We start from the raw sequence: 7,522 nt of genomic DNA, 5'->3' as shown, positions 1-7,522 counted from the left end.
CGCGCCGTGGCTCAGATAGATCAGGGGGGCAGGCATGTGGGCTCCTCAGATGATTGACGAGTAAACTATCATCTGCAACGCAGTCGTGCACGCCCTTGTTCCGCACGCGTCGTCCCATCAGTCGTCGAGTCTGCGGTTTCTCGCCGGGCCGTTCGGCCCTTGCCGGTCGCGTGGTGGGTGCGGAACGTGGAGGCATGACAGAGATCAGGATCAGCGAACGGCAGCCGCAGACCACTGCTGGTGTGCGCGAGCGCGTCCCAGTGAACGACCTGCCGGAGTTCTTCGGACGGGCGCTGCACCAAGCGATGGCAGCGGTGCACGAGCAGGGCCGACAGCCGCAAGGGCCGCCCTTCTCGCTCTATCACGGGATGCCGACCGACACCGTCGACGTCGAGGCTGGTTTCCCGGTGGACGGACCGATCACCGCGGTCGACGGGGTCACGCCGGGCTCGCTGCCCGGGGGCCGGGTCGTGGAAGCCACCCACCTCGGGCCCTATGACGAGCTCCCGCAGACCTACGAAGAGATCATCGCCTACATGAAGGAGCAGGGCCTCACGCCGTCGAGTTGCATGTGGGAGGTCTACCTGAGCGACCCGGAGCAGGAACCCGACCCGGCGACGTGGCGGACGCAGATCTTCTGGCCCGCCACCTGACCGGGGTTCGAGGTATTCGGATCGAGGTCGGGGCTCGCTCTCGGGAGCGAACCCCGACCTCGAACCGGGTCAGGTGCAGGTGCAGCTCCGGCTGGTTGGGGTGGATGGGTCCGCGGGCCAAGCCCGATTGTGATGCACACTCGACATCTGGGGTGATGCGAACGGATCTTGACACGGGCTGTTACGGTCGGTCCGCATCCACGTCGGAGCAGCGACGAATCCGCTGCACGTGGGAGCAGGAAGACTCAGGTGGACCATGGCTGCCGGTAAGGGGCGCAAGCTCGTCATCGTCGAGTCGCCCGCGAAGGCGAAGACGATCGCGGGCTATCTCGGAGGGGACTTCGACGTCGAGGCCTCGGTCGGACACATCCGCGACCTGCCCAACCCGTCGGAGCTGCCGGCCGACATGAAGAAGGGGCCGTTCGGCAAGTTCGCCGTCGACGTCGAGAGCGACTTCGCGCCGTACTACGTCGTCGACCCGGACAAGAAGAAGAAGGTCAACGAGCTCAAGCGCAAGCTCAAGGACGCCGACGAGCTCTACCTCGCAACCGATGAGGACCGCGAGGGCGAGGCCATCGCCTGGCACCTGCTCGAGGCACTCCAGCCCCGGGTGCCGGTCAAGCGGATGGTCTTCCACGAGATCACCCGCGAGGCCATCCAGCGTGCCGTCAACGACACGCGTGAGATCGACCAGGACCTCGTCGACGCGCAGGAGACGCGACGGATCCTCGACCGGCTCTACGGCTACGAGGTCAGCCCGGTGCTGTGGCGGAAGGTCCGACAGGGCCTCTCGGCCGGCCGCGTCCAGTCCGTGGCGACCCGCCTGGTGGTCGAGCGCGAGCGTGAGCGGATGGCCTTCGTCAGGGCCTCCTACTGGGACGTCGAGGGCGACTTCACCCCGGACGGCACCGCCCAGCAGTTCACGGCGCGGCTGACCACGGTCGAGGGGTCCCGCGTCGCAGCCGGACGCGACTTCTCCGACCGCGGCGAGCTGGTCGGCAAGGGCGTCGTCCGGCTCGACGAGGCGCTCGCCCGGCGCATCGCCGAGGCGTGCCTCGCCGCGACGGCCACGGTCACCGACGTCCAGGAGAAGCCCTACACGCGGCGCCCGTCGGCCCCCTTCACGACCTCGACCCTCCAGCAGGAGGCGTCCCGCAAGCTGCGCATGAGCTCGAAGAACTCGATGCGGGTCGCCCAGCGCCTCTACGAGGGCGGCTACATCACCTACATGCGCACCGACTCGACGACGCTGTCCGACGCGGCCCTGACCGCGGCCCGCAGCCAGGCGAGGGACCTCTACGGCGCCGAGTACGTCCCCGACGTCCCCCGCCGTTACGAGAAGAAGGTGAAGAACGCCCAGGAGGCGCACGAGGCGATCCGCCCCGCGGGCGACCGCTTCCGCACGCCGGCCATGGTCGCGGGCGAGCTGCGCGGTGACGAGTTCGCCCTCTACGAGCTGATCTGGAAGCGCACCGTCGCCTCGCAGATGGCCGACGCCCGCGGCTCGACGGCCACGGTCAAGCTCTCCGTGGACACGGCGGTCGAGGGTGCGCAGCAGGTCGAGTTCAGCGCGTCCGGCACGGTCATCACGTTCAAGGGCTTCCTCGCCGCCTATGAGGAGGGCCGCGACGACGAGGCCCAGGCCCGGGCCGACGCGGCCGCGGAGGAGCGGCGCCTGCCCAGGCTGTCCACCGGCGTCACGCTCGAGGTCGTCCGCGCCGAGGCCGAGGGCCACGAGACCGCCCCGCCGGCCCGCTACACCGAGGCCACGCTCGTCAAGGCGATGGAGGAGAAGGGCATCGGCCGCCCGTCCACCTATGCCTCGACGATCGGCACGATCCAGGACCGCGGCTACGTCTTCACGAAGGGCCAGGCGCTCGTGCCGACCTGGCTCGCCTTCGCCGTCACGCGCCTGCTCGAGGAGCACTTCACCGAGCTCGTCGACTACGAGTTCACCGCCTCGATGGAGGAGGACCTGGACCGGATCGCGAACGGCGAGCTCGGGCGGGTCGAGTGGCTCCAGCGGTTCTACTTCGGCGACGAGGCGACCACCGCCGAGGGACTCAAGGAGCTCGTGGACGACCTCGGCGAGATCGACGCCCGCGAGATCAGCACCATCCCGCTCGGCGAGGGGATGGTCGTCCGCGTCGGCCGCTACGGTCCCTACGTCGAGGAGGTGGCACCCGCCGGCGTCAACCTCGAGACCGGCGAGATCCCCGAGGGGACAGCGGTGCTCACCACCCCGCGCCGCGCGACCATCACCGACGACGTAGCCCCCGACGAGATGACGCCGGCCACGGCCCGCGAGCTGCTCGAGGCCGCTGCCGACGACGGCAAGGTCCTCGGCCGCGACCCCGGGACCGGTCGCGAGATCATCGCCAAGGCGGGCCGCTACGGTCCCTACGTCACCGAGGTCATCGAGGAGGACGAGGCCGCACCGGCCACGAACGGCCGCGGCAGGAAGGCCGCCAAGCCGAAGCCGCGCACCGCGTCCCTCTTCACGGACATGGAGCTGGCCACGATCGACCTCGAGACCGCGCTCAAGCTGCTGAGCCTCCCGCGCGTCGTCGGCGTGGACGCCGAGGGTGTCGAGATCACCGCGCAGAACGGCCGCTACGGCCCCTATCTCAAGCGCGGCACCGACTCCCGGTCGCTCCAGGACGAGCAGCAGCTCTTCGACATCTCCCTCGAGGAGGCGCTCGCGATCTACGCGCAGCCGAAGCAACGTGGCCGGGCCGCCGCCGCCCCGCTCAAGGAGCTGGGCGAGGACCCGGTCAGCGGCAAGCCCGTCGTCGTCAAGGACGGCCGCTTCGGACCCTACGTCACCGACGGCGAGACCAACGCCACCCTGCGCAAGGACGAGGACCCCGAGTCGATCACGCCCGAGCGTGGCTTCGAGCTGCTCGCCGAGAAGCGCGCCAAGGGCCCCACGACCCGCAAGCGCGCCGCGAAGAAGTCCACCCGCAAGGCGCCCGCGAAGCGGGCGACCAAGAAGGCAACCACGAAGAAGTCCTGACCTTCCAGCGCATGCGAGCTCAGCGGCATACGGCATGTTCCGTATGCCCCTGAGCTCCCGTCCGCACGCGGCGTGTGCAGTTCGCGGTGAGCAACCCTCTGATCGAGTGTGCAGTTCGCGTCGGACAGGGGGTTCGCCGTGCGGTGCCAAGTGCACACTCGACGCAGGACGACGGCACTTACTGCACACTCGACGCGGGAGCCAGCTGAGCGGCATACGGCATGTTCCGTATGCCGCTGAGTGGCCTGCCCGGGTTGCCGTGAAGTGGCGCTGTGGCGGGGTGCACCCACCCGCCTACCGTGGCCGGCATGGTGACGATCACTGGGCTCGACGCGGCAGACCGCGACGCGTGGGAGCGGCTGTTCCGGGGCTACCTGCGCTTCTACCGGCAGGATCCGCCGCAGCACGTGTTCGAGCGCCTCTGGGACGAGCTGGGTTCTGGCGCAAGGGTGCACGGCCTGGGAGCGAGGCTGGACGGGCGGCTCGTGGGGATCACACACTTCCTCGCCCACCCCAGCACGTGGGGGGCGGACGTCTGCTACCTCGAGGACCTCTTCACGGATCCGGAGGCGCGCGGGAGAGGAGCTGCCCGGTCACTCATCGACGGGGTCGTGGCGTGGGCTCGGGAGCAGGGTTGTGGCGCCGTCTACTGGCAGACGCACCAAGCGAACTCGAGGGCGCGGCGGCTCTATGACGACGTCGCGACCTTCGAGGGGTTCATCGTCTACCGGATCGCCCTCGACGGGGCGGACCTGAGGGGAGCGGCACAAAAGCTTTGACCCCGGCCGACGGGACGGGTGAGGCTGGCCCAATGGCAACTCTCGTCTTCGTCCACGCCCATCCCGACGACGAGGCGTCCCAGACCGCTGGCTCCATGGCGAGGGCCGTCGCGGAGGGCCACCGCGTCGTGGTCGTCTACGCGACCAACGGCGACCACGGCGACCGGCCGGACGACCTTGCCGCGGGGGAGACCCTCGTCGACCGGCGCCGGGTCGAGGCAGCCCGCTCCAACCAGGTGATCGGCACCCACCGGATCGTCTGGCTCGGCTATGCCGACTCCGGGATGCACGGCTGGGACCAGAACGACCACGAGGCGAGCTTCGCCCGGGCCGACGTCGAGGAGGCTGCCGGGCGGCTCGCGGAGGTGCTGCGCGAGGAGCGGGCGAACCTCGTGACCGGCTATGACTGGCACGGCGGCTACGGCCATCCGGACCACGTCAAGGTCCATGCCGTCGTCAAGCGCGCCGCTGAGCTCGCAGGCACGCCGCGGGTGCTCGAGGCGACGATGAACCGCGATGTGACTCGTCTGCAGTTTCAGACGGCGGTCGCGGCGGGGCTGGCCGACGAGAGCTGGGACCCGGACAAGCCGATGGACGACGGCAACCCGCTCGGGACGCCCGAGGCCGAGCTGCACTGGGCCGTCGACGTGTCGCCCTGGATCGGCGTCAAGCGAGCGGCGCTGGCGAGCCATGCCAGCCAGGTCAGTGACGCGGGCATGATGATCGCCATGCCGGAGGAGGCCTTCGCCGCGATGTTCGGCGTCGAGTACTACGTCGAGGCCGGTCGGCCGGACGGCATGGTGCCGGGATGGTTCCTCGACACCTGAGGGCATAGGGTTACTCCTCGGTAACCCAACGCCACCCCGCCAAGGAGCAGCATGCCCACGCTGAAGGATCTCACCCATGACGAGCTGACCGCCCTCGGGCCGGTCGAGTTCGTCGAACTTCTCACCAGCGCGACCGACCGCGAGGTCGCGGACGTCATGGCGGGGCCGACGCGGATGTCGGTGATCGACTCGATCTTCGAGCACATGCCCCGGATGTTCCGGTCCGACCGGGCCGGGGACCTGCGAGCCACGACGCACTGGACCATCACGGGCAAGGGCGTCCCCGACGACGAGTGGACGGTGCGGGTCGGCGACGGGCAGGCCTCCGCGGCCCGGGGCCACGACGGCGACGCAGCCGTGTCGCTCTCGATGGGCCCGGTCGAGTTCATCAAGCTCATCACCAAGACCGGCAACCCGGTCATGATGGTGATGATGGGCAAGATCAAGATCAAGGGGGACATGTCCCTCGCGGCCAACATCGGCAGCCTCTTCGAAGTCCCACGGGCCTGAGCGATGCCCACGCCTGGGTGCCCGTGCTGAGCCGATGCGGCTCACCCGGCAGCTGCTCGTCCTGACCCGTCGCGGCGTGCTCACCCCGGGACGGCCCGACCGCGCCATGCGCCAGGTCGCGTCGATCCTCGCCTGGGGTTCGGGGATCGCCGGGGAGATCCGGCAGGCCGCGGCGCGGTCGCCGGACGCCATCGCCGTCGTCGACGAGGAGCGCGGGGAGATGACGTATGCCGCTCTGCTCGCCTCCAGCGAACGCGCGGCCCACGTGCTCCTGACCCTGGGACTCACGCCTGGCGACCGAGTCGGACTGCTGTGTCGCAACCACCTCGGCCTCGTGGAGCTGTTGGGCGGCGCCTCGACGGCCGGGATCGACGTGGTGCTGCTCAACACCGGTCTCGCAGCAGGCCAGGTCGCCGACGTGGCTGGTCGAGAGGGCATCTCGGTGGTCGTGCACGACGAGGAGTTCCACGGGCTCACGCGGGACCTGTCGGTGCCCCGACTGTCGCATCAGGACTTCCTCGGCCGCATGGAGGCGGTTCTGGAGCCCGACGCGGCAACCGGGCGGCTCCACCCGCCTCCACGAGTGGGCCGCGTGGTCGTCCTGACCTCCGGCACGACCGGCCCGCCGAAGGGCGCGCGCCGGCCGCACCCACGAAGCCTCGCGGGCCTCGCCTCCGTCCTGGAGCGGATCCCGATGCGGCCGGGGGAGACGGTGCTGCTCTCGGCACCGGTCTTCCACACCTGGGGCTTCGGCGCCCTCCAGCTGGCCCTGGCCATGCGCGACACGGTCGTGCTGCAACGCCGCTTCGATCCCCCGGTGGCCCTCGCGGCTCTCGCCGAGCACCGCTGCCAGGTTCTCTTCGCCGTCCCGGTGATGCTCCAGCGGCTGCTCGGCCACGTCGGCGACGTGGGTCGCGACGCCCCGGGCGATGCGGCACCGTTCCTGCGCATCGCCGCCGTGAGCGGGTCGTCACTGCCGCCCGGGCTCGCGCCCCGGTTCATGGCGGCGTTCGGGCCGGTCCTGTACAACCTCTACGGCTCGACGGAGGTCTCGTGGGCCGCGATCGCGGATCCCGACGACCTGTTGGCCGCCCCCTCGTGCTCGGGACGCCCGCCGCACGGGACCCGCATCGCCATCGTCGGTGACGACGGCAGCGAGGTGCCTGGTGGGCAGGTCGGCCGGGTCTTCGTCGGCAACGAGATGCTCTTCAGCGGCTACACGGACGGCGAGGGCCGCGAGCGCTGGCGCGGGCTCCTCGACACCGGGGACCTCGGCCACCTCGAGGACGGCCGGCTCCATCTCGACGGGCGCGAGGACGACTTGGTCGTCTCCGGGGGAGAGAACGTCTATCCGGCCGAGCTCGAAGCCGGGATCGGTGGGCTGCCAGGTGTCCTTGACGTTGCCGTCTTCGGCCTGGCCGACGACGAGTTCGGCCAGCGTCTCGTCGCCTGCGTCGTCCCGCACCCGGGCGTCAGCCTCGCGCCGGGCCACGTCGTCGAACAGGTCAGGCCGCTCGTCTCCCGCCAGGCCCTGCCGCGCGAGGTCCGTATCGTCGACGAGCTGCCCCGCAACGTGACCGGCAAGGTCCTCGTCGACGAGCTGCGCAAGCAGTTCCTCGCCGACTGATCCAGTCCCCCCGTGGAGGTATTGCCTCGCTGTCTGGAGCGAGGCAATACCTCCAACCGAGGTTGGGGTCTGGGCGGCGGCAGGGCGGGTCAGGCGAGGGTGGCGATGAT

6 protein-coding genes are annotated in these 7,522 nt (G+C 70.2%); all 6 read left to right on the top strand.

All coding sequences use genetic code 11. The annotated features are described in order from the left end of the window. Positions 1-194: 194 nt before the first annotated feature. The 6 genes from VJN29_RS17150 (at position 195) to VJN29_RS17125 (ending at position 7,412) form a co-directional block, all read left to right on the top strand. Positions 195-653, top strand: coding sequence for a GyrI-like domain-containing protein (locus tag VJN29_RS17150; RefSeq protein WP_324144856.1), 459 nt, complete (start codon positions 195-197; stop codon positions 651-653). A 256-nt stretch (positions 654-909) separates the two neighbouring features. Continuing rightward, entirely contained in the window at positions 910-3,669 is a 2,760-nt protein-coding gene (gene topA / locus VJN29_RS17145) for a type I DNA topoisomerase (RefSeq protein ID WP_324144855.1), read from the top strand. A 308-nt stretch (positions 3,670-3,977) separates the two neighbouring features. Further along, on the top strand, positions 3,978-4,448 hold the full coding sequence (locus tag VJN29_RS17140; RefSeq protein ID WP_324144854.1) for a GNAT family N-acetyltransferase: 471 nt from the start codon (positions 3,978-3,980) through the stop codon (positions 4,446-4,448). Between the two features lie 32 nt (positions 4,449-4,480). Next, positions 4,481-5,275: a PIG-L deacetylase family protein gene (locus VJN29_RS17135; protein WP_324144853.1), complete on the top strand. Its 795-nt coding sequence runs from the start codon at positions 4,481-4,483 to the stop codon at positions 5,273-5,275. Between the two features lie 51 nt (positions 5,276-5,326). After that, a complete protein-coding gene (locus tag VJN29_RS17130) occupies positions 5,327-5,785 on the top strand; it encodes an SCP2 sterol-binding domain-containing protein (protein WP_324144852.1) in 459 nt (152 codons plus the stop codon). A gap of 34 nt (positions 5,786-5,819) precedes the next feature. After that, positions 5,820-7,412, top strand: coding sequence for an AMP-binding protein (locus VJN29_RS17125; RefSeq protein WP_324144851.1), 1,593 nt, complete (start codon positions 5,820-5,822; stop codon positions 7,410-7,412). The last annotated feature ends 110 nt before the right edge of the window (positions 7,413-7,522 follow it).

The organism is Intrasporangium sp. (assembly GCF_035280925.1).
GTDB lineage: Bacteria > Actinomycetota > Actinomycetes > Actinomycetales > Dermatophilaceae > Intrasporangium.
This window is presented reverse-complemented; position numbering and strand designations above follow the sequence as displayed.